The 1,184-nt window shown below is 67.3% G+C and carries 1 protein-coding gene; it reads left to right on the top strand.

Annotated features, from left to right (window positions below; translation table 11 throughout):
• Positions 1 to 84: 84 nt before the first annotated feature.
• Complete coding sequence (locus tag Ari01nite_RS49425; protein WP_239163713.1) at positions 85 to 1,158, top strand: integrase core domain-containing protein; 1,074 nt, start codon at positions 85 to 87, stop codon at positions 1,156 to 1,158.
• Positions 1,159 to 1,184 lie beyond the last annotated feature (26 nt).

The following is a 1,184-nucleotide window of genomic DNA, read 5'->3' as shown; positions in this document are numbered from 1 at the left end:
TGTACCGCTCGGAAACTGGGTTTCGGGGTTTGAGCTGCTGTTCTGTGCGTCGCCGGTTGCTCGGTGGGGGGCAGGCTGACCGGCATGATCGTGTCGTTCGGATACCTGATTCTGCGTCAGGTGCTGCAGTTGATCGTGGTGGGCATGCGTGGTGAGCGGTCGAAGGAGGTCGAGATTCTTGTCCTGCGCCATCAGGTCGCGGTGCTGCGGCGTCAGGTCAAACGGTTGGATCTGGAACCGGCCGACCGGGCGGTGCTGTCCGGGTTGTCCCGGCTGCTGCCCCGGCCGAGGTGGGCCACATTCCTGGTCACTCCGGCCACGCTGCTGCGCTGGCACCGCACCCTGATTGCCGGGAAGTGGACTTATCCCCGACGCCGGCCGGGCCGCCCGCCGGTCAGGGCAGAAATCCGGGCGTTGGTGCTGCGCCTGGCGACGGAGAATCCGAGCTGGGGTCATCGCCGGATCCAGGGCGAGCTCGTCGGCCTGGGTTACCGGGTGGCGGCCAGCACCGTGTGGTCCATCCTGACCAACGCCGGGGTCGATCCGGCACCGCGGCGTTCCGGGCCAACCTGGACCCAGTTCCTGACCGCCCAGGCGAGAGGGATCCTGGCCTGCGACTTCCTGCACGTCGACACGATCGGGCTGACCCGCATCCACGTGCTGTTCCTGATGGAAATCGCCACCCGCCGCGTGCATCTGCTCGGCGTCACCATGCACCCGACCGGGGCGTGGGTGGCACAGCAAGCCCGCAACCTGATGTTCGACCTGGGGGAGCGGGCCCAGCTGTTCCGGTTCTTGATCAGGGACCGGGACGCCAAGTACACCGCCGTGTTCGACGAGGTCTTCGCCGCCGAAGGCATCGAGGTCCTACGCAGCCCGCCGCAAGCGCCTCGAGCAAACGCCTACGCAGAGCGATGGGTGCGCACCGTCCGCCGCGAATGCCTGGACCGGATGCTGATCTACAACCCGCGGCACCTGCTGGCCGTCCTAGGCGAGTTCGTCGCGCACTACAACGAGCACCGCCCCCACCAGGGCCGCGACCAACACCCACCCGAGGCCACGGACACCGGACCAGCCGTCGTTGATCTCGGCTCGGCGCGGGTCCGTCGCAGGCAGATCCTCAACGGACTGATCAGTGAATACTCGCAGGCAGCGTAGCCCGAACCGCATTTCCGAGCGGTACA

This window comes from Paractinoplanes rishiriensis (assembly GCF_016862375.1).
GTDB lineage: Bacteria > Actinomycetota > Actinomycetes > Mycobacteriales > Micromonosporaceae > Actinoplanes > Actinoplanes rishiriensis.
This window is presented reverse-complemented; position numbering and strand designations above follow the sequence as displayed.

Excerpts from the sequence above, each read along its gene's own strand:
- Ari01nite_RS49425 (WP_239163713.1), top strand. The coding sequence starts at position 85 with ATGATCGTGTCGTTCGGATACCTGATTCTGCGTCAGGTGCTGCAGTTG.